Raw genomic sequence first — 24,782 nt, 5'->3', positions numbered from 1 at the left:
TAAAAGTTGTTAACAAGGTTTTATATCATGCAATCTATTGTTGATATCTGCAAGTATTCTTAACAAAAACTTATTACTTTTTTTTAAAACTGACTATTTAAGCAAATAATCCAGCACTATCCCTATAAAAATAGCTAACCCAGCCCAATGATTATGTAAAAAAGCTTTAAAACAAATAAGTGGGTCTAAACTACGAGTATCAATATACTCCCAAATAAAACAAGCTAACGCAATTAGTAAACCCACATAGAAATAAATACCAAAGCCTAAATAAAGACCTACTACGATAAATCCAACTAAATTAATTCCCTGCAAAATAGCAATAATCAAACGGTCATACTGCCCAAAAGCTATAGCTGTTGATTTTACACCGATTTTTAAATCATCCTCTCTATCTGACATAGCATAGTAAGTATCAAATGCCACAGTCCATGCCACATTGGCAAAAAATAACAACCATGCAAACCAAGGTAACTGACCTGTTTCTGCAGTAAAGGTCATTAAAATTCCCCATGAATAAGCAGCACCTAAAACAACTTGGGGATAATTTGTAAAACGTTTCATAAAGGGGTAACAAGCGGCTACTGCCGCTGCCCCAAAAGATAAATAAAAGGTAGTGAGATTAGTACATAGTACTAACAAGAGGCAGATAAACAATAAACTAAAAAAGAATATAAAAGCTTCTTTAATACTAATTCGTTTACCAGCTAAAGGTCTTTCTTTAGTACGTGCCACATGGCCATCAAAATTACGATCAGCAAAATCATTAATAATACAGCCTGCTGAACGCATTAATATTACGCCTAATAAAAAGATAATAACGTTTTTAACAGAAGGGCTACCATTACCTGCTATCCACAGCGCAGAAAGCGTAGGCCACAATAACAAGTAGATACCTATGGGTTTTTCAAGACGGATTAATTGAATAAAATCCCAAGCACGTGGGTGTAGCTTATCAGCTAGGCTCTTTAACCATGTAACGTACATCTTTTATCTCAATCTATTATTTTATTACTATAATTAATAGTAAATTAACTTTGAATTAATATAATAACATCTAGCGCCTATCTCGTCATAATCAGCAATGGATATTTACAAGGTTTAAAGGATAAAAAGGAATATTAGATGCAACAAGTTTGGATAATAAGAATACTAAAAACTAACAATACTAGTGATTATTTTGTTTTAAATGATAAAGGCCAATTTTTCCAGCACACACTGAGAAACATTGGTAATGCAACTGACACCACTAATGGCCTATTAATCAATGCCGCTAATCAAGATAATCAGTGGGGATATTTAAACTATAAGGGTGAATGGGCTATTGAGCCTCAATTCGAGCAAGCCAAAATGTTTACCTCTGCAGGTTTTGCTCGTGTGCAAATAGATAAAAAATGGGGAATTATTGATACTACAGGTAAATTTATTATTCCCTGCCAATATCCTTATTCTACACCTATAGATAATCAATTTTGGTTTGCAACTAATCAAGATAGAAAAACGTTTCTATTTTCTTTAAGTGATTTACAGCAATATCCACTGACTTTACCACCTTTATCTGAATCAGCCATATTCTCACCAAGACCCACCCTTCATAATATAAAAATATTTGACTCTCTCGGCTTAGTTCCAATAATTGTCACTACACGAGAGAGCTACTATACCGCCTATTTCAATAATACTGCAGAAATGGTTGTCCACTATAAAGAAGGTATTGGTTGTCCGTTTTCCTGTAAAGGAGCTGCACCATTCAAAGATGCAAAAACCAATAGATATGGTCTAATCAATACCAATGGTGAATGGATATTAAAACCTACCTACCAAAAGATCTCCAACTACAATCAAGACAATCTTGCTTATTTTAATAAAGATAACTCCACTGGTGGCTGCTTAGATGCTAAAGGTAATATTATTTTTGAATTTCCTTTAGATGAAAGTTTTGATGACAGCAGCCTAAATTGCGGGCTTATCAGAACCAAAGAATCCTTTATAAAACAAGGATCAGCAGAAGTTATTATCAATTTTGCAGAAAATAATATTGAATATGCTCATTCTTTTTTTGATATTTCTAATATAAGCATTATTCGCAGCAAAGAAAATAATCAGACCATAGAACCCAAATGGGGAATTGCAAATAGTAAAGGTGAAATTTTTTATAAACAGCATTGGATTGAACCACTTTCTAAATATAAAGATAATGGTTATTACTACAATTCGCTCATAGGTCATAACCATACTCTCCCTGCCTTTATCACTAACCAAAATAGTATTGAATATGTTCTCTCTGATGGAGAAATTATAGCCACATTACAATTCAATGAAGATAATGCCTTATTAAAAGATAATCAGCAGAATATAATAGTTAGTTATTCTAAAAATCAGATTGAACAACCTGAATTATTATTTAATAGAGATTTCCATAACACTCCTAACTACACTGATGCAGAGCTTAAAGCATTAATTGACGAACTACTGTCAAGTCCAGCCCAACCTTTTAAATTTGTTGATTTTATCTACGATGATCACAGAAACGAATCAAGAAAAATCCACCCCTATAATGAATACCATATTAACTATGCAAAATACGATGAAGACGAACTAGCCATCTTACCCTGTGGATCTATTAAAACAATTGCGGTCACTTATTACAGTGAATATGACTGGGGCAATTATTTATTTTTAAGCGATCAAAGCTTCTCCCTCTATCAAAAGAATTACCTAATATTAAGAACACAATTAATGAACTTATTAGGAGAACCTAATATCACTCATTGCGATGATGAAGAAAACTATACAGAATGGAAAACTTCAGATAACCGTTTTATCACTCTATTATCTAGAGCCTATACAGGAGATGGTGATTTTCAAACGATGCTATGCTTATATGTAAGTGACAAATTTTATAATAATAGTTTGAAATATCCTGAAGAATAAATGAGTAATTTGTTTTTAACTGAGGTTAATCCGCTTTAAACTAAATTATTCATTTAGCTTATCAAGTTGCAAACCGCCACTGGCTGTATGCAAAGTTCTTAATTGCTCGCTTAATATTTTTATATTCGCCTCTGTGCCATCCAATTCTTTTACTAAATCTACAGGTAATAACATTTTCAATTGATCTTTTAAAGAAAGCATAACTTTATCAAGCTGTTGTTGTTTAGCTAGGCTTTCCTCAGATAGCTTAGCTATTTCATCTGGTAGAGGTAATCCATAGCCATCTTTCAACAAGCTAGCAGGTCTAGAAAGAAATCCACTATGCTCAACCAACTGTTGAATATTATCTTGTGTATCAGAGGTTTGCTGCTGATTGTCTGAATGATTAGTAGGCTTCAAATAACGATCTTTTAATACTTGATAAGCCAATAAAGTTTGTCTTCTTACAGAAGCTTGTTCTAACAAAACTAAGGCGGCAGTAGCTCGTAAGTCGGCTTTTTTAAAGAACTGTTGACGAGACAATGCCGGGCGCATTAACCACTCATCGACAGAATGTTCAGGGACAGCTAACTGCTCTTTAATTACCTGAAACATCATTTCATAACGATCACGATAAGAGTCAAAGAAATAACCTAATCGCATAGCTTCTTTGCGATCTTTTAATACTGAGATATCTGCTAAGCCTCTAACTTCTAATAGTTTTAATAGACCACTTGGCGTTATAGTATCCAATGTTTGCAAATCTGTTCTATTGGTACCACTGCGTAATAACTTTAAGGTTTCAACTGCACAATTATTGGTAATAAAATAATAATTACCATCATAACTCCAATGCAGCTCCACAGCTTGATCCACTAAAGACAAAAGCTCTGACCGAGATAATTTAAGAGGAACTGATTCTAATGGCCGCCACTCAAGCTTGGTATACTCATCAACCACCTGATTTAAAGGTAAGATAAATAACCTAGATGGATAACTGCCTGTTAATCCTTTAATACTAGAAATTTGTAAATCATTAATAAAGGCGCGATAGGATAAGACTCGATGATACTCTAAATCTAATCGGCAATCTGGGCCACGCGGTCTATCTGGCGCACACACAACCAGCCGTAACATACTATGCCCCCAACGACTCATCCAGTTTTTATTAGCCGCAGCAAATAAATAATCAACCTCATAAATACGTTCTGGATCTAAATGCTCTAATGGAGAGCTATCTGGAGTATCATTTGCATAGAGATAAACATAATCTTTAGAACATTGTGTTTGCTGTGCTGGCTGCCAATTAAAATGTTTTACTAACCAATCATTTAAACGAGGGCGACGACAGGCATAATTCTTATCTAATAAGAAATACTCCATATTCACTGCCATAAACTCTTTAGGGTTGGTTAACTCATAATGATCGGGCGAACGATCAATACGTGTATTCTGGTCATCTCTAAGATCAGACTCACCGATTAATAATGGCCAACCTGCCAAATCTAAAAATTCAGCATCATCACTCAACGTAAAATGTCGATTTAAAAATCCCATGCAATAAGCAGGCACCGATTTAATGCCCTGTGATTTAGCTAATCGTTGGCAATAACGAATCTGTGGCAATTGCTCGTTAGAAAATAAACCTGCATCATCATACAAATGAGCTAACTCATGAATTACAGTAGCTAATAGTTCTCTACGCACTGTACCATGAGGACGATCATTTTTTTCGGTAGCAGCACTTCCATCAACTAAGGAAGGTAGCAATCTTTTATTTAAATAAAGACCAAAACGCCCATTGGTTCGACCATAGGCATCATTAGGCAGCGTATCTGACCAACTGACAGTAACGTTATGAGCAAGCTTTGAAGTAAAAGCAGGAGGCAATGCAGATTTAGCCTCTTCTAGCAATTGTTGCGAAGCTATTATTTGTTGTTCTGTTAACCCCTTAGTGTTGAGTTGTAAATTAAGATCGGCCAAACAATAACTGCTATAAGTAATAACACTTATAGCAGTTAAAAAATATTTGACTAACTTAATCACTTAATAGCAAGCACAGCTTTAGCTAACTCTAGGTCTGCCATACTTGCTGTTTCTGGGTATTCATCTCGTATGACTTCGAAGGCTTTCGTTAAATAGGGCCCCTGTATTTTGCCTTCTGTGGCAACAAAAGCGGCAGCATCACTTTTAGCTGCTTGCACTAATTTAAATTTATCACGGGTTGAAGTAGTGGTATCCGAAGTAAAATCCAAACTACGCGCAAAAGCACGGGTCGTAATATTGAAAACATCCTTCGTTTGATCAATAGCATAGGAACTTGGAATATATAATATTCCCATCACCACAGCTATACTACACAATAGTTTTTTCATATTAAATAATTCCTCACTGAGCGAGAATTGCTTCAGCTAGCTCTAAATCTGTTATTTTTAAATCTGGGTATTGATTACGTATTTTTTGAAATACTGCCTCAATACGTGCCCCACGAATCTCTCCATTAGAAGCCACAAAACTAGCCGCATCATCTTGTGCAGCTTGAACTATCTTATCATTTGAGAAACTAGAAGTGACTTGTTGAGAAGCATACAAAGAACGTACAACAAAATCCGTTGTTAATTCAAATGCCATCACTGGCGTAGCTAATACACAACCTAACATTACTGTAGCCATTGTTGAACGTTTCATTGTTACTTTTCCTTCCAAATAATCAAGCAGTTATAGTTTAAGCTATAAATAATCTATGTGATAACTAACAAATGGTATAAATTATAAACAATATATTAACGAGGATCAGCATGTATTATTACATCCGATGCTGGCCATCGAGCTTGCAAAACTTTTCTCACTTGTAAGCAGTGTTGATGAGCATCGTCTAAACTCATCATAGCAGGTAATTCGACGTGGAGCTGGATAAACCATTGGGTGCCTGATTTGCGTGTTTTTAGATCATGTACATTAATTACTTCTGGTACGGATCTAGCCACTTCAAGCATTTGCTCTGTCACTTCGTCGGGCAATTCTTTATCCATTAAAATCTCTATGGCTTCTTTACCAACACTCACAGCACTCCACAAAATATAGAAGCCAATCAATGCACCAAAAAAGCCATCACTACGTTGCCAGCCATAATAACTGAGTCCTAATGCACATAAAATACTAATATTTAGAAGAATATCTGATTTATAGTGTAATGAATCTGCTGTAATCGCTGTTGATCCTGTTTGCTTGATGACATAACGTTGGAAACTTACTAACCCAATGGTAACAAAAAGCGAAAACACCATTACAGCGATACCCCAATGGGTATTCTCCAATGCCACGGGATTGATAAACCGCTTAATGCCTTCCCAACTGACGAATACAGCACTGATGGTAATAAATAAAGCCTGTGCAAGCCCAGCTAAAGCCTCTGCCTTGCCATGTCCAAAACGATGATCATGATCGGCAGGCCTTAAAGCAATTGTAATAGCAATTAGGTTTATTAGAGACGCAAGACTATCTAAGAATGAATCGGTTAAACCTGCTAATAAGCTAACAGAACCACTAAACCACCAAACGATTGCTTTAACTAATACTAAAACTATAGCAACTGCCACAGAAGACATAGCTGCTATACGCATTAATCTTGCTTGTTGCTTAGATGTAGCCATAATAAATCTCTAATTAAAATTCACATTCTATTATTTTTTATAAACATTAGGTTGGATACTTCTCAACTCTCTATAATTTGTTCAGCTTTTTATAAGGATAATTGTCCGCGTCACCCAGTGGTCGTTGCATTATTACTGTGTCTAACCAACGGCCATGCTTCCAACCAACTGAGTGAAGTGTACCAATTAATTCAAAACCTTGCCTTTTATGCAATGCTATTGAACCATGATTAGCGGAATCACCCACCACAGCAATCATTTGTCTAAAATCACGCTGAGTAGCTTCTACAATTAATTGTTTTAACAGCTCCGTTCCCATACCTTTACCCTGAAAATTCTGATGGATATAAATTGAATCTTCCACAGTACCATGAAAAGCTGGACGTTTATGATATTCTCCTGCATAAGCATAACCCACTACTATCCCATCTTTATCTGCCACTAAATAAGGATAATTGTTTGCTAATAATGCCTCCCTTCTTTTAGTCATTTCTAACTCAGAAGGCGGCTCCAACTCAAAGGTAGCTGTGCCATTTATAACCGCCTCAGCATAAATGGCTGTAATCATTGGAATATCATTGAATTCACAAGAACGAATAATCATCTCAGGCTCACCTTATAAATTGATAAAATAAGGTGCTAGCCATTGAATATCTTCGGGATGAGTAACCTTTAAATTATCACTTCGCCCCTCCACTAATAAAGGAGAGTAACCTGCTAGCTCTAAAGCAGAAGCCTCATCTGTTATAGCTTGCCCTGATTTTAATCCCTGCTCTAATGCTGATTGCAATTGATCTAAATGAAACATTTGTGGTGTTAACGCTTGCCAAATAACCCGCCTATCTAAAGTGGTTTTCACTCGCCCAGCATCATCAACTTGTTTTAAAGTATCTCTTGCAGGAACAGCTAATAACCCACCCACAGAGTCTTTACCTGCCACTATCAGCAATTTATCTAAATCTTCTTGCTGTAAATTAGGTCGCGCTGCGTCATGTACTAATACCCATGCATCCGCTTCGGCTTGTTGAGCAAGTAATGATAAACCTGCTAACACTGAATCGGCACGCTCTTTACCACCTATAGTTGTTTGAATAGCAGGATGTTTACTTACAGCCAAACTATTCCAATAATTATCTTCGCTAGCTAAACTGACAACTATTCCTAACAATTTAGGATGATCCAAAAAGCAACTAAGGGTATGTTCTAAAACAGTTAATCTACCTAATGGTAAATATTGCTTAGGCACTACCGACTGCATACGACTACCAATACCAGCCGCAGGAATAACTACCCAAAAAGGGGGGATTTGATCACTATTTTTCATTGGGCACTATATAGAGCGTTTCTCCATCCTTTACCATACCAAGATCGTGTCTTGCTTTCTCTTCAATAGTTTCAGTACCTTTTTTAAGCTCAATAACTTCCGCTTCTAAACGTCGATTTTTTTCTAATAACTTCTTATTTTCTGCTTGCTGAATGGCAATTTGGTCTTTTAATTCATCCGTTTGACGCATTCCGTCGTCACCCAACCATAACCGATATTGTAAACCAGCTAATAAGGCTAACAGCAATACAAATAACCAATAGGGACTACGCAATAAACGTGACATCTTTAATTAATCTACAACCTGAGTTAATGTTAGCATATCTTTTTGCTGACAAAATTCATATTCTCTATTACTCGTATAATTGTAACAAGTTTCTAAAATATTATTACCCATTTGGTAAATGAAGTAATCGCATAATCGCATTATAAAGGCTATCTGCACTTTGTTGGTAGCCCGTAGCCGTTAAATGCACATAGTCTTTATTGGCTAATCCTTTTTCCACCCAACGCTGCATTGAACAATTGCCCCCCATTGCAGCAGACCAATCCCAATAAAGTGTGTGCTGTTGTTTTGCTACCTCTTTTTGTACAATTCGAATACTCGTTAAGTGCGGTGTCTGCATAGCTTGGCAACCCGCACCACGTTTTACTTTATTACGTTGCATCGTATCTGGAGGAGAAATTATAAGAATGGCCGTATTAGGCAGTTTTTTACGAACCTGTTTTACACTACTTGTTAGAAACTGCTTATATTTTGCTATATTAAAGGGTGTTTCAAATGATTCATTGGTTCCATAGGCAATAATAACAAGATCACTTTTTGTTCTTGCTAAATCATTCAACCATTTTGCTCGCCATTTTTGCCAAATACTTTGCTTAGCACCATTTATAGCAATAGGTGATACAACAACACCTGGTTGGCCATTTTTCTCTAGCCAAATACCACCTAATTTGGCTGAGTCTGCTGATTCAGCAATAATAGTAAAAGGCAGCATGACATAGACACTGATATACTGCCAATCTTTATTATTTCTCGTATCCAGTGTCGTTTCATAATTCATACCATCAACTAACTTTAAAGATTGCCCTGGCTTCAATTGCTTTACTAACAAAGTAGCATTCCATAAGCTAGGCTTTTCATCCACATTATAATTAACCGTTAGCTGGGCATTTGCAACGGCTGGTGTTGCCACAAAGCCACCCATAGGATAGTCATTTGCGTCCGTGCTACGGCTAGAGGTTAATGACCAATCCGAAGCGGTATAAAAAACTTGGGTATTACGTTGCCCATATACATTAATCGGACTAATCCAGCCAATGCCTGCTCCACCAAAACGTTGCTGTAATTTCTGTCTTAGCTGTCCTGTAAAAATATCAGCTGCTGTATGTGAATCACCCAATTGACTAATTCTTAATACTGAGTCTGGAGGCGCCACCCGATTTTCAACATGGGTTATTTTTTTCTTAAGCTTAGCTAAATTAGCTTCACCAAAATTCTCAATATTAACTTGCTTAATCAAACTAGCAGATGTTTGAGCCATAACGGGTAGATCTGCTACCAAACAAATAATGGCTATTAATTGAATTACTGTTTTCATTTATTTACATCCATAGAATCGTTAAAGCGTAATAGCGAGATAATTTTGTCAGCTATACGCTTTTGCCCAATAATAGTGAAATGGACACCATCATCTGTACGTAAAGTTACATTTCCGCGGTTAGGTATACGCAAAAATTTTACAAATTGATCATCTTGCATACCTAATAAATCATTCGAAGGAATATAGCGTTGCCCTGCTATAGTAACTTGTGACTGATAAATCTTATTTAATTTAATTACACCTACATTTAATTTAGTATCCTTCATATTAGGTACGCCTATCCATAATACTTGGGCACCATGATCAGTTGCTGCATTTATCAGCTGTTGGATACGTGCGCGATAGACGCCTTCCCACTCTGGCGTATTAAACTTTAAAAACCTTTTGCCTCGCACAACGGGGAAATCCCATGGATCATTAGGCCCCATAAAAACAACCATCAACTTAATATCAGGATTTTTACTGAAAGTCTCACGCGCCATTTGTGGCCAATTATAAAATCTAGGGTAAGAAAGCCCTGTACTTTGTTTACTAAGATTTATACTCTCAATACCATGTACTTTTAGCAAAGAACGCATAGCATGCGGTGCAACACCTTGCATTAAAGAATCACCAACAAAAAATACTTTCTGCCCCTTTTCAAGTAAAAAGCGGTTATCTTTATTAACAATTAACTCTGGCTCTGATCTATCCTTAAATGCTGGAGAGACAATTAATAAGCCACTATTAGTAATAACTTGCTCTTTATCCATAGCCTTTATTTCAACTACCTGCAAAAATGGCTTTTGTGGAAATATAAGTAAACTAGAGGATTTAAAAACTGCTTGCGAATCAATTAATAACGCTAACTCTTCTGCGCTTTGATTATCCACTAAAGGTATATCATCTTGCATATTTATTAAATGATTATTAACTACAGCTATAGTTTCATCATTTAAAGCTGTTATGTCTGCTTGCACAGATTCAAGTTGTGTACTTAGAAAAGCAGTTATATCACCACCTACTTGCCAAGCAGAATACTTATCTAATACAGATAAAGGGCTGCCCTGATGATAAGTTTGTATCCAATAAGCATTTATTGAGCGTTGTTGTAACCATAACAACGCCATCATTGTTATACATAACAAATAGAATACTTTTAAAAACTTCTTATTACCTGCTGTCATATCTAAAAATTCGCATAAATAAAGTTAGGAATTCCTGCAGGTGCAGTGGTTAATACAAGTAATAAAATAATAATCCATACAATAGGCAAAAAAATCCATACTATCTTATCTAATAGTTTGATGAGTAAATCAGGTAATTTAGCTAATAGCGGATAAACAAAAAAGACAATCAATAACAGAGCAAAATACAGTATGACATTGGTGTTCAGTGCAACACCTGTAAAATTATGAGCGAATGCAGCCAAAAACTCAGTGGCATCAGACAAAGTTACAGAGCGGAAAAAAATCCATGCAAAACAAACATAGTGGAAAGTAATAAATCTTGCCAACCAGATTGAAAGCTGGCTTAAACGATCTCGACCCCAATAACGATCACCAATATTAAGCAATACCACACCTAACGCGTGAATCATACCCCATATTATAAAAGTAAAACTAGCTCCGTGCCAAAGGCCAGAAAGTGTCATTGCGGTAAACAAGTTAACTTGTGTACGGCTAAAGCCCTGACGATTGCCCCCTAAAGGAATATAAATATAATCTCTAATCCAAGTTGATAAGCTTATATGCCAACGCTGCCAAAAATCTCGTAAATTATGCGCAAAATAAGGCATATTAAAGTTTATGGGTAATCTAAAACCTAATAACAGGGCAATGGCTGTTACTAAATTAGTATAGCCAGAGAAATTAAAGAAAATTTGTAAAGCATACGCATAGACTGCTAATAAAATATCTAAAGAATGATAACTACTAGGGTTAGCAAATACTGGATCGACAAAATTATCTGCCAATGCAGTATTTAAACAAAGCACTTTAATCAGTGCTAATAAAATTAACACAAATGCTTGATTGTAATTACCTATCTCTCTTGGCTGCGTTACTTGAATTTGTGGTAAAAAATCCTTCGCTCTATTAATAGGTCCTGCCACTAAACTAGGGAAGAAAGATAAAAATAAAGCAAAATCAACCGCAGAGGGAATACTGATTTCTTTTTTCTTTAGAGAAACCAAATAACTAATAGAATGAAATGTATAAAAAGAAATACCTATTGGCAATAAAATTTCAATTCCTGGAATGGCATAATCTATTCCCAAGCCAGTGATAAATGCCTGAACCTGTACCCTAAAGAAATCAAAATATTTAAAAAAGCACAAATTAATAATAGCAGCAACAATGGCTATTGCTAACCAAAGGCCACTACGCTTACTGTAATAAATTGGAAAAGAAAGCCCATACAAAACAAAAGAATAAGTAATCAGTATGGCTAGAAAATTAATATCAAAACTTGCCACAACTGCATAGCTTGCTATTAATAATAGGCCATTCTGATAAAATGGTTTCTTTGCTAGTGCCCAATATAATAAAAAAAATAGAGGAAATAGAACACTAAACTCTATGGATAAATAACTCACAGATAGTAACTTACATTATTAACATTCTTTATTCTCAATAAGCGATGCTATTGCTTATTTTAAACACTTAAAAAATGCTAAGAATACTCCAAGTTAACTAAATAAAACAGTACAATTACATATAATGTGATAGTTTAAACACTATAAAATAATAGCTACTATCATTGCTGAAAAGCATATTAAGCACAAAATCACTTTTAATATGGATAATTATCCATTACATTACCACTTAAATTAGTGCTTAATATGGACAAAAGTAAAATGGCAAAAATACGTAATCTTTTTATCTTACTTATTATTATTGGTTTAATAGTGGTGGGTGGAACCAAAGCATTACTCTGGTACTACACAGATAAAACTGCCAAGGATATACAAGATACTTTACCACCTGGGGTATTTAATTACAGCGGTGTTAGCACATCATTACAAGGTTCTAGCAGTATTGATAACATTACTATTTCCTATGCTGGCCAAAGTATTAAGATTGAAAAAATAGAATTAAAATCTAAAAATATCGTTGAGTTATTAGGGCTAATTTTTAAAAACTGGGGTAGTAAAATACCTAACCAAATAGCGCTTAGAATTCAAGGTATTACTGTTCATTCAACAGCTTTGTTAAATAATAAACAAATAGCTGATTCGTTCCGTTATCCTTTTGATATTCCTTGTGGCAAAGTCAAAAAAATTGGCTTAGTTGAATACATGGATATCGGCTATCAAACCTTTGTATTTGATATTGATCTTGCCTATCAAAAAATTTCTGCTAGACGGATTAAAGCTAGCTTTGATTTAAATACAAGAAATGCCTCTAAGTTTTCTTCTTCATTTTATGGTGATGCTTCTTTACTTAACCCTATGGTAGCATCAGATCAAAAAAAGAATGCGATTCCAGAGTTTGAAATGCATTGGTCAGAAGATGTTTTCACCAAAAAACTTTATAACTATTGTGCACAAAAAGAAAATAAATCATTAGATCAATATATAGCTGATTTACCACCTTTTTCAAAAAAAGAGATAGACCAAGCTAGTGTTGATTTATTTGGATTTACTTTAAATGATGAAATAGTTAATGCTATTAATGAATACATAAAAAACCCTAAAGAGTTCTATATTGCTACCAAACCTAAAGGACCTGTTACCCTCGAAGAGTTAAAAGCAATGAATGAACAAGTAGCGCTTGAACTGGTTCATCCTTCATTAAGAATTAACGGCAAAAATATTCCCGTTGAATTTAAATGGACAACCTCAGAACAATTAGCACAAAATGATCCTGTAAATTCAGTATCTAAAAAACCTATTATTAAATCAGCAGAGCGACAACTTACGCCAATTAATCAGCTAAATGCTAAGGCTTTTAATAAAAATATTGAGGTGCATATGTCGAGTGGTGTTATCTATAAAGGTGCTTTTAGAAAAGTTGAAGGCGGCTCTTTACATATGACTATTCATAAAAGATTGGGATCATCAGATCTAGCCCTAAAAACTGATGTTATCCGCTTAGTATATATACTGTCCGATTATTAATTTTTGTTTATCATTACTCATGGCCATCAATTCATGAGTAATGATAAATAACTAACCTTTCTTCAAATGCTCTAATGGCATTTCCGTTTTTGAAATCACTTGGTTAAGTACAAAACAAGAGCGAACACTAGTAACACCCTCAATTCGGGTTAATACACCTAATAAAAACTTCTGATAATAATCAATATCAGGCACCACTACTTTTAACTGATAGTCTGCGTCCATCCCTGTAATCAAACTGCACTCAACCACTTCTGAATGTTTTGTTAATTCTGCTTGAAAATGCTCAAATCGCTCAGGGGTATGACGATCCATACCGACCAAAACAAACACCGTCAAAGAAAGCCCTAATTTTTTTGCATCTAATAAGGCTACTTGCTTAGCGATATAGCCAGACTCTACTAATTGCTTAATACGTCTTGAGCAAGGTGATGGAGATAAACCAATTTGATCTGCCAATTCATGGTTTGGCAAACTAGCATCTTTTTGCAATATTTCTAAAATCTTTAGATCGTAACGGTCTAACTTTTCCATAATATATTCTTTCAAGTAAATTTACAGTCTAGTCTATAGAACAAAGTAATATCATTAAACAAAAAACATCATCCGCGTGGATGGTGTTTTGCATGTAATTCTTGTAGTCGTGCTTGTGCAATATGTGTATAAATCTGGGTTGTTGATAAATCGCTATGCCCCAGCAACATTTGCACAACCCTTAAATCAGCCCCATGATTTAATAAATGTGTTGCAAAAGCATGGCGTAAAGTATGTGGTGATAATGATTTACTAATACCTGCCACTTTGGCATGAAGCTTGATACGATGCCAAAAAGTTTGCCGCGTCATCATATCGCCACGACTACTAGGAAATAATACATCACTAACTTTACCTACTAATAACAACCCTCTTGCTGCTTTTAAATACTGCTCTATCCAAATAATAGCTTCTTCACCTAATGGGACTAATCGCTCTTTCCGCCCTTTACCAAACGTTTTCAATACCCCTTGTCGTAAATTTACTTGTTCTAACGTTAAACTTACTAACTCTGTTACTCGTAAACCACAAGCATATAAAACCTCTAACATGGCCTTATCACGCAAACCAATCGTATCTTCAACGTCTGGTGCAGCTAATAGCGCTTCTACATCTTGTTCAGACAACATTTTAGGTAAGGGATTCCCTAATTTAGGCATTTCAATTTGTAAGGTAGGATCACTCTCACAAAAACCCTCTCTTACTAAATAACGATAAAAACTCCGCAATGCGGACAATAAACGAGCTGTTGAACGGGCTTTATAACCTTTTTCTAAGCGCCAAGCTAAATAGTTTAAAATAATTTCTCGGCCTGCCTTTTCAATGCCAACATTATGCTTTGCAAGCCATTGATCAAAATGCTGTAAATCACTTAAATAGCTATTACGGCTGTGATCAGATAAACCCTTCTCTAACCATAACATTTCAATATACTGATTAATAATTGCAGGCACAGCTTGTTGCTCAGTCATTGTTTATCTCTAGCAGCACTATTATTTTATAACTTAATGAATCTATTATTTGTTTCATAGTAAATCCTGTACCACTATATACTGCTTACTCTACCCAAACAATCATTAAAAGCTAATAACATATTGTTTAGTAATAAACAAAGCTATATTTGTTTGTTTTGTAAATTTAAACAGACTGGACTATAAATCAATCCAATAGCTTTCTATTTCTGCATTGGTTACCATACACTACCGTCCATTCACCATTAGGAACTAATATGACAATATCCCCTATTCTAATTACAGGTGCAGGCCAACGGATTGGTTTTTATTGTGCTATGCAATGGTTAGAACAAGGCGTTCCTGTTATTATCACCTACCGTCAATATCGCCCAAGCATTGACCAATTAAAAAATAAAGGGGCTATCACTATCCAAGCTGACTTTCAAAACAATGAAAGTATAATGCAATTTATTACTCAACTAAAACAAACAACAACCTCATTACGCGCCATTATTCATAATGCCTCCACATGGTCAAAAGATAATGGGACTGGAAAAGTTTTCGAAGAACTTTTTACTGTACATATGCAAGCACCTTATTTAATTAACCTACATTGTAGTGAGTTACTTAAAAAGTCTAGCCAAGCAGATATTATTCATATTACTGATGATAGTGTTAGAAAGGGCAGTATAGATCATATTGCCTATTGTGCTAGTAAGGCTGGTTTAACTAATTTAACGCTTTCTTTTGCGAAACAATTAGCTCCGCATGTTAAAGTGAATTGCATTGCACCGTCATTGGTTATGTTTAATGAGCATGATACAGATAGCTATAAGCAACAAGCTATTAACAAATCACTGCTCAATATTGTTCCTGGGGAACAAGAAATATTTAATGCGATCAATTATCTATTAGATAGCTCTAATATTACTGGAGAAATCCTTAGTATTAATGGAGGGCGACACTTAAAAGCGGAATAACCCTTTATTCATAGTATTTTATTTGATAACCTTTTTCTTCTAATAATTTTAATACGCTATCATCACCCACTAAATGCATGGCTCCTACTACCACCATAGTTGGCGTATTATCTGTTGCATAACGAGTAATTTGACTTATCCACGCTTGATTACGCTTAACTAATAAGTTTTGGTAAAACGTTTCCATATCTTTTGTTTGATAATGCACTAACTGTTCTTCAATGGCAGTAGTTTCACCCTGATAGACCTGTTTTACTAATGTATCTAATGCCAACTCTGGATCAGTTAGCCCTTTTAAAGTTTCTTCAATCAGTATATTAGGATTTATTTGTTTTAATGAAGCTAAAGCAGCTAATTGCTGATCAAAGGTTTCTAAACCAACTACCGTTTTACCCTGTTGTTTTGCTTTATCATAGAGAACTTTATCAATTCCTTCTTGATAGCCCTGTTGTTGCCAAATAATCATAGGCAAAGAGAAACTCATAAAAGCAGCATCGAACATCAGCAATGTGGCTGGCACATTATATTTTTGCATCACCTGTTGTAACTCACGCCACACTGCTGGTTGCAGTGTTTTATCTAGTGTTGTACCCTGCAACTGAAATGCCTGCATCATTTTAGCGGCAGATGTTAACGATGTCATTTCAGCCAAATCTATCTCAAATACTATTCTTTGAGAGGCATCGAATGCTTTTAAATATTCTGTTGGCAAAGGAAGTTGTGATGGGTGAATTAAATGGACACTGCCTGCTAAAATAATTTTTTGGTTATCCTTTTCAGCTATCCATACACTACTCTTGCCATAAGCTATTATTGGTGAGATTAATATTATAAGTAATAACCACCGTGTACACTTTCTCATCATCATCCCTTTAAGAAACATTTAGGTCATATCCAATACGTTTTAACCAACTAGCTTCTTGTACAAAATCAGCTCTTGTTAAAGGATTCTCCTCTAGCCAGTTTTCTGGAAAACGAATCTCTAATTTTTTAGTTTTTGCCACTAATTTAACTATTGGTTTATTCTGATCACTACGAATATGATGGAATAAAATAGCAAATCTTAATAAGATACAAAGCCTTATTAATTGCTCACTGTTCTCAGTAGCCTCTTCAAATTTTTCTTTAGGAATATTACGGCGATGTCCTCTAACTAATAAAGCTAACTCCTGTTGCTCTTGTTTTGAAAAACCTAATAACTCTGAATATTCTAATAAATAAGCACTGTGTTTATGGTATTGATAATGGGCTATATCTAGCCCTATCTCATGTACTTTGGCAGCCCACTCTAATAACTCTCTATACCATTCATCTTCAAGTCCCCATGCTTCAGCCACTTGCTCTAATGTCTCTAACGCCTTTTCAGATACTCTTGTAGCCTGTTCCATATCCACACGATAACGTTCTTGTAAATAAGTCATGGTACGTTCGCGAACATCTTCATGGGTATAACGTCCTAATTGATCATAAAGTACACCCTCCCTGAGCGCTCCTTCTGAATACATCATTTTATCAATATCAAGTGCATCAAAAACAGCTTCTAATATTGCTAAACCTGGTGGTAAAATGGCCCTACGATCATTTTTAATCCCTTCAATATTTAATTTTTCAATATCCCCTAGTTTTAGAATTTTTTGTTTTAACCAAGTGATACCTTCGCGAGTGATATCCGCCTCAGATGTAGAATAACCTGCTGATTTACAAGCATTTGCTATTGCCTTTATGGTTCCTGATGAACCTACGGCCTCTTGCCAACCCATTTTTTGTAGTGATTGCTCAATAGCCATTAATTCTAATCGAGCCGCTGTATACGCTTGTGCATAACGGCTTGCCGTGAGTTTTTCTCCTACAAAAAAACGTTTATTGTAACTAACGCAACCCATCTGCTGGCTTTCTAATAATTTTGGCTCAAAATCTTGACCAATAATAAATTCAGTACTACCACCACCAATATCAACTACTAAACGTTTATCTTTAGAACTACGTAAGGTATGGGAAACTCCTAAATAGATAAGTCGTGCTTCCTCTCTACCCGAAATAATTTCAACAGGGTGTTTTAGTATTTCTTCTGCATGTTTAATAAATACTTTGCGGTTCCTTGCTTCCCGCAACGCATTAGTACCTACTACTCTAACGCTTCCCAAAGGCATATCATTAACAAACTGAGCAAAACGCTTTAAGCAATTATAACCCCGCTCCATTGCTTGATCATCTAGCTGAAGATTATCTGTAATACCAGCAGCCAGTTGTACTTTTTCCCCTAATTGCTCTAAAACACGTATTTTTTCATCGTCAACTCTAGCCAATAGCATATGAAAGCTATTTGAGCCTAAATCAATAGTAGCAACAACAGAATGAATATTTTTATTAGCAACCATATATTAACTTCTTAGTTATCAACAACAGAAAATACGAAAAGGAGTAATACTTTTAAATAGACCAGTCTAATTAGACAATACATAAACAATAACTGTTACTATAATAACAAATATTGTAACCTGTTCTACTGACACTCGACTATTGAAACCTAAAAAAGATACCATCTTATTAATATAGTGGAAATTTACTATGAACTATCGCCATGCATTCCACGCAGGAAATCATGCAGATGTTTTTAAACATATTGTACTAAGCCGTCTGATTGCTTTGCTTTGTCAAAAAGAAACACCTTTTGCTTATTTAGATAGTCATGCAGGTTTAGGAATATATGATTTATACAGTTCAGAAGCAGAACGTACTGGTGAATGGTTAGAAGGTATTAAACGACTACTTGAACAAGAAAATACACCAGAATTATTAGATGATTACCTAACCGTTATTAACCAGCTTAATTTAGATCAAAGCTTACGATATTACCCTGGCTCTCCAATGTTAGCTCAACAACTTATGCGCCCTCAGGATCGTATGATTTTTAATGAAAAACATCCAGAAGATGCTCAACTACTCAAGCAAAATTTCAGAAAAGACCCCCGTATCACTATTCATACACAAGATGGCTGGCTATTACCTAAAGCTTTGTTACCAACTGCTGAAAAAAGACTTCTACTACTGATAGATCCTCCTTTTGAACAGACAAATGAGTTAGATCTTTGTATCAAAAGTTTAATCGAGGCTATAACTCGAATGAGGCAAGCAATTGTTGCTATTTGGTATCCCATTAAAGATCAAAAAAATCTAAACAACTTTTATAATCAATTAAAAAAAACCAATGCCCCCAAGCTGTTAAAAGCAGAGTTTATGGTAAAACCTGCTGATAATAATTTAGGATTAAATGGTTCTGGAATGGTTATTGCAAATCCACCATGGAAGCTTGAGCATGAATTAACTGTTTTATTACCCTATTTATCCAATGCACTTACTGAAGATACTGGCACATGGAATATTGACTGGCTAATTGCCGAATCAGTAAAATGAATTAACAAATCAAGCTTTTATACTATATGACATAATTTGTCATTTTATGACGCTAAATGGCATTTTTAATATTACTATTATCTAATATTTGATTTTAGTTTTTATAGGTATGATTCTTAATCATTATGAAAAATATCACGCAGATAATTGTTACTCTTTCCTTAGGATTCATACTGTCAATCCCTACAGTTGTATTTGCACAACAAAAAGACAATAATAAAATACTATACAAATGGCAAGATACTTCAGGTAAATGGCACTACTCTAAAATTCCCCCTAGTCAAACTTCGAATGAGACACCTAGTAAAATTGAAGTAGCAAAAGATTCTAGAACACTAATTTTCGCCGAAAAAAAAGAAGAAGCAACTGCTGAACAAAGGCAAGAAACCATCGCTGAAGCAAAATTAAGACAGCAACGAATCAGCTGTCAAACAACTCAAACTAGTATGATGAGTACAGCACTTTATTTACATAGAATAGCAGATAAGAATTACCAAGAAAAAAATATTACGTTAGAAGAATACAATCAAGAAAAGCTATCTATAACTCAATTAGAAGAAATGGGTAGTGACCCAAACTTTTATGATTATTGTATGGACGATTTTTCTAGAAATCCTCATTTTAAGGGTATTTCTGACTGCATTACTAAAGAAGATGCTATGCAAAAACGAGTAAGCTGTTTACAAGAACTACCCCCTATGTAATAAGTTTGCGTTAGGTAGATAACAATTTATCCGTTATACTAAAAACCTTTAAATAGTATCAAAAGGTTCTTTTTTAATAATGACTGCGGCATCCCATAAAGATTATTTACTTTGTGTACAATTAACTGACCCCCACCTTTTTGCCAATCCACAGGAAAAACTCTTGGGTGTTACAACGGCTGAAAGCCTAAAGCAAGTAGTTACACTAATTAATGAAGAACAATCAGCTATAGACTTAGTGCTAGTAACAGGCGACATCTCGCAAGATGGTAGCATAGCCTCTTATCAATTTTTTCAAGAACAAATTAAAAGAATCAATGCTCCTTCTTTATGGACATCTGGCAATCATGATGATTTTTCTGTTATTCAGAATATTGATAGCTTCCAAGAACATTTAATTACTCAGCAAGATATAGGTGAATATTGGCGTGTTATAACCCTTAACTCGCAAGTTATAGGTGAAAATTACGGCAAGCTACCAAAAGAACTATTAGAAAACCTATTAAAGTCTCTGCAATCAACCAAACGTTTTCATTTAATTGGTATTCATCATCCAGCCTTTGCGACAAATGCCCGTTGGCTTAATGATATAAGATTGCAAGAATCATGGGAGTTTTTAGATTGCCTTGAGTATTTTTTAAATGCTAATGTCGTTCTATGTGGTCACATACATCAAGTTGTTGAATTATATTATCGTGGAACTTACTTATTCTCTAGTCCGTCTACTTGCATTCAATTTGCACCAGATACAGATGAATTCAAATTAGATAATTTAGCGCCAGGCTATCGCTGGATTAAGCTTTTTAACAACGGCCATATCGATACAGGCATTTCCCGCCTAAAAGAAAATCCCTTTACTATTGACTCAACTGCTGATAGTTATTGATTAAAATGGTTGCTGCTGGGTAATACAATGGATATTACCCCCACCTAATAAAATTTCACGACCAGCAACCATGACCACTTTTTTATCAGGAAACAGTTGTTGCAAAATAGCTTGCGCTTCTTGATCTTTAGGATCATTAAAGCAAGGAGCGACAATACCATCATTCACTATTAAAAAATTAATATATGAGCCAGCTAATTGAATAGAAGGATCCCTAGGCTGACTACCTTGCTGATAATCGACTCCTGCACACTCTTCCTCTGTGGCAAATAGTGGCCCTGGGATAGGCATTTTATGAATCGTTAGTTTTCTTCCTTGTGCATCTGTAGTTGCTTCTAAAACTTGCCAAGCCTCTTGGCAACGACCGTAATTGGGATTGTTTACATCATCTGTCCACGCCAGTATTACTTCTGCTGGACGAATAAAACAACAAAAATTATCTATATGCCCATTGGTTTCATCATTATATAACCCTTGAGGTAACCAAATTACTTTTTCAATATTTAAATAATCACTAAGATATTGTTCTATTTGTTGACGTGTTAAATGGGGGTTACGATTGTGATTTAGTAAACATTCTTCTGTTGTTAATACTGTTCCCTCACCATCCACATGGATAGAACCACCTTCAAGCACAAAACCATCACAACGATAACGATGACATCCTTCTATCTGGAGTATCTTTGAGGCTACTTGCTCATCAAAATCCCAAGGAAAATATAAACCACCCTCTAAGCCACCCCAAGCATTAAATCCCCAATCAACACCCCGTAACTCTTCACCATCCTTACGGATTACAAAAGTTGGGCCAGTATCCCTAGCCCACGCATCATTCGATGAAAGCTCAACCACTCGTATGGGTTTATCTGTAGACTCTTTTGTTAAATGAAGCAATGCATTTTCATACTGTCTAGCACTTACCCCCACAGTTACCCTAGCAAATTCAGCAATAGCTAACGCAACTTCAGTAAAAGCTTTTTGAGCTGGCTTAGCACCTAAACGCCAATTATCAGTACGCTCAGGCCAAATCATCCACACTTGATATTGTGGATACCACTCGGCAGGCATATAAAACCCATCAGCTTTTGGAGTAGTTAGCATATTGCAATCCTTAGGATTCAAGATAACCATCAAGGGTTGTTAATGGATAGTACAAGTTTGGCCGACGATCTCTAAATACACCCCATGCACTACGGATTTTTTCTAATGCATCTAAATCAAAAGCATAAGTAATTACCCCTTCTGTTAACTCATCCATTTCAGCCACTTTCTCACCAAACTGATTGGCTATAAATGAAGAACCATAGAAGGTAATATGATAGTCTTCTTGATCCTCTCTACCTACACGATTAGAAGCAATTAAAGGCATTACATTAGCACCAGCATGACCTTGCTGTACTCGTTGCCAATGATCTCTTGAAGAAATAGTAGCGTCATGCGGCTCACTACCAATAGCGGTGGGATAAAATAATAACTCAGCCCCTAATAAAGCCATTGCACGAGCTGTTTCTGGAAACCATTGATCCCAACAAATGCCTACACCGATCTTCGCATAGCGAGTTTGCCAAACCTGAAAACCCCTATCACCAGGATTAAAATAATACTTCTCATGGTAACCAGGGCCGTCTGGGATATGACTCTTACGATAAATACCTAATAAACTACCATCAGCATCAATAATCGCAATACTATTAAAACGAGCACGTCCCGCTAGCTCAAAAAAACTAATGGGTAATACAACCTTTAATTCAGCTGCAATTTGTTGGAAATGTTTGATAGCTGGGTTATCTTCTATAGGGGTTGCTAAAAGCATATAATCAGCATTAGGTTTTTGACAAAAATAAGGTGTTTCAAACAACTCTTGAATGAGAATAATATTTGCCCCTTTGCCAGCAGCCTCTCGAACTAATTTTTCAGCCTTAGTAATATTAGCATCACGATCCCAACTACAAGCCATTTGGGTAGCAGCTACTGTTACCAATCGAGACATATCACACCTATTATCATGAATTTATTGTTTAAACCGTATGTAAATACCAATTATATTCTAAATCGGAAATGGATAGTTCAAACTCCTCCAACTCGCTCTCTTTACAGGCTACAAATATATCAATATATTTTGGATCAATATAACGCGCAAATACCTCACTATCATCTAACTCTCTTAATGCATCCCTTAAATTATTGGGTAAGCTAGGCTCATACTGCTCATAAGCATTGCCTTCTACTGCTTTGGCTGGTTCTATTTTATTAGTAAGACCATGATGAATACCTGTTAACAAACCTGCCATCAATAAATAAGGGTTAGCATCCGCGCCAGCCACTCTGTGTTCAATTCGGATGGAATTTGGTGTATCTGTAGGAATACGGATAGCTACTGTCCTATTATCTAACCCCCATGTTGGGGCATTAGGCACATAAAATTGTGCGCTAAAACGCCTATAAGAATTCACATTAGGACACAAGAACGCCATACTTTTTGGTAACGTTTCCAATACCCCACCGACAGCATGACGTAATATCTCATTTTGCTCAGCATCATCTGCAGTAAAAATATTATTACCCTCTTTATCCAAGATCGATACATGCAGATGTAAACCATTCCCTGCTTGTTTAGGATAGGGCTTAGCCATAAAAGTAGTATCCATTTCATGGTCATATGCAATATTTTTAATTAATCGTTTTAGTAAAATTGCATATTCACACGCTCTAATAGGATCTGTAACATGGTGCAAATTCACCTCAAATTGTGCAGGTGCGCTTTCTTTTACAATGGCATCAGCAGGGATACCCTGCACTTTTGCACCATCCAAAATATCCTGTAAACAATCTGCATATTCATCTAAATCATCAATAAGATAAACCTGATTAGACTGCGGCCGCTTGCCAGAAATAGGAGAAAGAGGCGGCTGAGGTCGACCATTAATATTTTCTTGATCAATTAAATAAAACTCAACCTCAAAAGCAGCACAAATAGTTAATCCTAAATTATCGAACTGCTTAACTACTTGCCGCAACACTTCACGAGGGTCAGCAAAAAAAGGAGTACCATCAGGCTCATACATCGCCATCAATAATTGTGCGGTTGGTCTTTTTTGCCAAGGCTCAACACATAATGTACCAGCGATAGGATAACAAACACGGTCTGCCTCACCAATATCAAGTCCTAACCCTGAACTTTCTACAGTAGAACCATTAATATCTAAAGCAAAAATAGAGGCTGGAAGATTAATCCCTTTTTCATATACTTTTTGTAAACTAGCTCGTTCTATACGCTTACCACGAACAATCCCATTCATATCAGCAATTAACAAATCAACAAACTGTATTTCTGGGTGTTTTTTTAAAAACTCACTTGCTTCTAATGGATCAGCACGCAGGGGTACTGTCATGATAGAATACCTTTATTACCTATGAACCTTTAAGTCAAACGTAAAGCAACCATACTGTCAATTATCTATTTATAGTAAATTTAATCTAACTTATTATTTATATTAGAATAATTGTTTTTTATGTAGTCATTACGATGACTCTTATTTAACTTTTTAATCTTTTCTATACTTTCATAACTTTTAAATTTTAAGCATACTTTATGCCAAAACTTGACTATAACCTGTCAATGATTATTATTCAACTCACAATTAGCAACTTTATGATGATAGAAAACTAGCTTGAATATACATACTAAGCAAATTATTGATCGCAGCCAAGACCAATA

At 35.4% G+C, this 24,782-nt stretch carries 24 protein-coding genes; 6 read left to right on the top strand and 18 right to left on the bottom strand.

Annotated elements, in window-relative coordinates; translation table 11 throughout:
- Window positions 1–93: 93 nt before the first annotated feature.
- A complete protein-coding gene (ubiA, locus tag JHT90_RS01150; RefSeq protein WP_201093084.1) occupies window positions 94–987 on the bottom strand; it encodes a 4-hydroxybenzoate octaprenyltransferase in 894 nt (297 codons plus the stop codon).
- Window positions 988–1,125: 138 nt separating this feature from the next.
- Here ubiA and JHT90_RS01145 point away from each other — a divergent pair, with 138 nt between their 5' ends.
- The gene (locus tag JHT90_RS01145; RefSeq protein WP_201093082.1) at window positions 1,126–2,934 is read left to right on the top strand and encodes a WG repeat-containing protein; all 1,809 of its coding nucleotides are present in this window, start codon (window positions 1,126–1,128) and stop codon (window positions 2,932–2,934) included.
- Window positions 2,935–2,979: 45 nt separating this feature from the next.
- Here JHT90_RS01145 and JHT90_RS01140 read toward each other — a convergent pair whose 3' ends face one another.
- The 10 genes from JHT90_RS01140 to JHT90_RS01095 form a co-directional block, all read right to left on the bottom strand.
- Window positions 2,980–4,956, bottom strand: a complete 1,977-nt coding sequence (locus JHT90_RS01140; RefSeq protein WP_201095712.1) for a DUF7844 domain-containing protein — start codon at window positions 4,954–4,956, stop codon at window positions 2,980–2,982.
- Window positions 4,956–5,288 carry a DUF2388 domain-containing protein gene (locus JHT90_RS01135; RefSeq protein WP_201093080.1) on the bottom strand — a complete coding sequence of 111 codons (333 nt, stop codon included), beginning with the start codon at window positions 5,286–5,288 and terminating at the stop codon, window positions 4,956–4,958. The genes JHT90_RS01140 and JHT90_RS01135 overlap by 1 nt, the downstream gene beginning before the upstream one ends.
- A 13-nt stretch (window positions 5,289–5,301) precedes the next feature.
- On the bottom strand, window positions 5,302–5,601 hold the full coding sequence (locus JHT90_RS01130; protein WP_201093078.1) for a DUF2388 domain-containing protein: 300 nt from the start codon (window positions 5,599–5,601) through the stop codon (window positions 5,302–5,304).
- A gap of 95 nt (window positions 5,602–5,696) precedes the next feature.
- Complete coding sequence (locus tag JHT90_RS01125; RefSeq protein WP_201093076.1) at window positions 5,697–6,566, bottom strand: cation diffusion facilitator family transporter; 870 nt, start codon at window positions 6,564–6,566, stop codon at window positions 5,697–5,699.
- A gap of 70 nt (window positions 6,567–6,636) precedes the next feature.
- Window positions 6,637–7,170 (bottom strand): GNAT family N-acetyltransferase, encoded by a 534-nt coding sequence (locus JHT90_RS01120; RefSeq protein ID WP_201093074.1) that lies wholly within the window; start codon window positions 7,168–7,170, stop codon window positions 6,637–6,639.
- A 12-nt stretch (window positions 7,171–7,182) separates the two neighbouring features.
- Window positions 7,183–7,890: a 2-C-methyl-D-erythritol 4-phosphate cytidylyltransferase gene (gene ispD, locus JHT90_RS01115; protein ID WP_201093072.1), complete on the bottom strand. Its 708-nt coding sequence runs from the start codon at window positions 7,888–7,890 to the stop codon at window positions 7,183–7,185.
- Window positions 7,880–8,176 (bottom strand): cell division protein FtsB, encoded by a 297-nt coding sequence (ftsB, locus tag JHT90_RS01110; protein ID WP_201093070.1) that lies wholly within the window; start codon window positions 8,174–8,176, stop codon window positions 7,880–7,882. The genes ispD and ftsB overlap by 11 nt, the downstream gene beginning before the upstream one ends.
- Before the next feature lie 103 nt (window positions 8,177–8,279).
- Window positions 8,280–9,491 (bottom strand): SGNH/GDSL hydrolase family protein, encoded by a 1,212-nt coding sequence (locus JHT90_RS01105; protein ID WP_201093062.1) that lies wholly within the window; start codon window positions 9,489–9,491, stop codon window positions 8,280–8,282.
- The gene (locus tag JHT90_RS01100) at window positions 9,488–10,660 is read right to left on the bottom strand and encodes an SGNH/GDSL hydrolase family protein (RefSeq protein WP_201093060.1); all 1,173 of its coding nucleotides are present in this window, start codon (window positions 10,658–10,660) and stop codon (window positions 9,488–9,490) included. Before JHT90_RS01100 ends, JHT90_RS01105 begins: the two co-directional genes overlap by 4 nt.
- 2 nt (window positions 10,661–10,662) lie before the next feature.
- Window positions 10,663–12,069, bottom strand: a complete 1,407-nt coding sequence (locus JHT90_RS01095; RefSeq protein WP_201093059.1) for an MBOAT family O-acyltransferase — start codon at window positions 12,067–12,069, stop codon at window positions 10,663–10,665.
- A gap of 246 nt (window positions 12,070–12,315) precedes the next feature.
- On the opposite strand from JHT90_RS01095, the gene JHT90_RS01090 reads away from it, so the two are divergent.
- Window positions 12,316–13,593: a hypothetical protein gene (locus tag JHT90_RS01090; protein WP_201093057.1), complete on the top strand. Its 1,278-nt coding sequence runs from the start codon at window positions 12,316–12,318 to the stop codon at window positions 13,591–13,593.
- A gap of 51 nt (window positions 13,594–13,644) precedes the next feature.
- On the opposite strand, the gene JHT90_RS01085 is transcribed toward JHT90_RS01090, so the two are convergent.
- Together JHT90_RS01085 and xerD are read right to left on the bottom strand one after the other, a co-directional pair.
- Window positions 13,645–14,127: an Lrp/AsnC family transcriptional regulator gene (locus tag JHT90_RS01085; protein ID WP_201093055.1), complete on the bottom strand. Its 483-nt coding sequence runs from the start codon at window positions 14,125–14,127 to the stop codon at window positions 13,645–13,647.
- Between the two features lie 68 nt (window positions 14,128–14,195).
- Entirely contained in the window at window positions 14,196–15,098 is a 903-nt protein-coding gene (xerD, locus tag JHT90_RS01080; RefSeq protein WP_201093053.1) for a site-specific tyrosine recombinase XerD, read from the bottom strand.
- 257 nt (window positions 15,099–15,355) lie between these two features.
- Here xerD and folM point away from each other — a divergent pair, with 257 nt between their 5' ends.
- Window positions 15,356–16,060 carry a dihydromonapterin reductase gene (folM, locus tag JHT90_RS01075; RefSeq protein ID WP_201093051.1) on the top strand — a complete coding sequence of 235 codons (705 nt, stop codon included), beginning with the start codon at window positions 15,356–15,358 and terminating at the stop codon, window positions 16,058–16,060.
- A gap of 4 nt (window positions 16,061–16,064) precedes the next feature.
- On the opposite strand, the gene JHT90_RS01070 is transcribed toward folM, so the two are convergent.
- Together JHT90_RS01070 and ppx are read right to left on the bottom strand one after the other, a co-directional pair.
- The gene (locus JHT90_RS01070) at window positions 16,065–16,943 is read right to left on the bottom strand and encodes a TraB/GumN family protein (RefSeq protein WP_201093049.1); all 879 of its coding nucleotides are present in this window, start codon (window positions 16,941–16,943) and stop codon (window positions 16,065–16,067) included.
- A complete protein-coding gene (ppx, locus tag JHT90_RS01065; RefSeq protein WP_201093047.1) occupies window positions 16,933–18,438 on the bottom strand; it encodes an exopolyphosphatase in 1,506 nt (501 codons plus the stop codon). The genes JHT90_RS01070 and ppx overlap by 11 nt, the downstream gene beginning before the upstream one ends.
- A 190-nt stretch (window positions 18,439–18,628) precedes the next feature.
- Here ppx and JHT90_RS01060 point away from each other — a divergent pair, with 190 nt between their 5' ends.
- The 3 genes from JHT90_RS01060 to cpdA all read left to right on the top strand — a co-directional run bounded on the left by JHT90_RS01060 (window position 18,629) and on the right by cpdA (window position 21,064).
- Entirely contained in the window at window positions 18,629–19,474 is an 846-nt protein-coding gene (locus JHT90_RS01060; RefSeq protein WP_201093045.1) for a 23S rRNA (adenine(2030)-N(6))-methyltransferase RlmJ, read from the top strand.
- 125 nt (window positions 19,475–19,599) lie between these two features.
- Window positions 19,600–20,178, top strand: a complete 579-nt coding sequence (locus tag JHT90_RS01055) for a hypothetical protein (protein ID WP_201093043.1) — start codon at window positions 19,600–19,602, stop codon at window positions 20,176–20,178.
- 79 nt (window positions 20,179–20,257) lie between these two features.
- A complete protein-coding gene (gene cpdA, locus JHT90_RS01050) occupies window positions 20,258–21,064 on the top strand; it encodes a 3',5'-cyclic-AMP phosphodiesterase (RefSeq protein ID WP_201093041.1) in 807 nt (268 codons plus the stop codon).
- On the opposite strand, the gene aguA is transcribed toward cpdA, so the two are convergent.
- The 3 genes from aguA to JHT90_RS01035 are packed head-to-tail and all read right to left on the bottom strand — an operon-like array spanning window position 21,065 to window position 24,456.
- Complete coding sequence (gene aguA, locus JHT90_RS01045; protein ID WP_201093039.1) at window positions 21,065–22,165, bottom strand: agmatine deiminase; 1,101 nt, start codon at window positions 22,163–22,165, stop codon at window positions 21,065–21,067.
- Between the two features lie 10 nt (window positions 22,166–22,175).
- Window positions 22,176–23,054, bottom strand: coding sequence for an N-carbamoylputrescine amidase (gene aguB / locus JHT90_RS01040; protein ID WP_201093037.1), 879 nt, complete (start codon window positions 23,052–23,054; stop codon window positions 22,176–22,178).
- A gap of 28 nt (window positions 23,055–23,082) precedes the next feature.
- The gene (locus JHT90_RS01035; protein ID WP_201093035.1) at window positions 23,083–24,456 is read right to left on the bottom strand and encodes a glutamine synthetase family protein; all 1,374 of its coding nucleotides are present in this window, start codon (window positions 24,454–24,456) and stop codon (window positions 23,083–23,085) included.
- Window positions 24,457–24,782: the final 326 nt, after the last annotated feature.

This window comes from Entomomonas asaccharolytica, assembly GCF_016653615.1.
GTDB lineage: Bacteria > Pseudomonadota > Gammaproteobacteria > Pseudomonadales > Pseudomonadaceae > Entomomonas > Entomomonas asaccharolytica.
This window is presented reverse-complemented; position numbering and strand designations above follow the sequence as displayed.